Here is a 259-nt window from a genome sequence, read left to right on the forward strand (position 1 = left end):
GTATCAACCTGACGTTCAGAGCCCCCAGCGAAGCAACAACAGCACCAGCACCACCAGGAACACCGTCTCCCCGACCATCAGCAGAATCGGCTTGATCCCCACCGCTGCCAGCTCCCTGAGCCGGGTCTTCATGCCCAGAATGCGCGAAGTTGGAACACCACCCCTGTGGGAGCGRGCTTGCTCGCGATGGCGGTGTGTCAGCCGCCATGAGTGTTGAATGTGAAACCGCTATCGCGAGCAAGCTCGCTCCCACAGGTTT

General features: G+C 60.5%; 1 pseudogene. It reads right to left on the bottom strand.

The window, feature by feature from the left end:
* Positions 1 to 15: 15 nt before the first annotated feature.
* A pseudogene (locus tag ASD95_RS29135) lies at positions 16 to 138 on the bottom strand (putative sulfate exporter family transporter); the annotation flags it as partial.
* Positions 139 to 259 lie beyond the last annotated feature (121 nt).

This window comes from Pseudomonas sp. Root71, assembly GCF_001429045.1.
GTDB lineage: Bacteria > Pseudomonadota > Gammaproteobacteria > Pseudomonadales > Pseudomonadaceae > Aquipseudomonas > Aquipseudomonas monachiensis.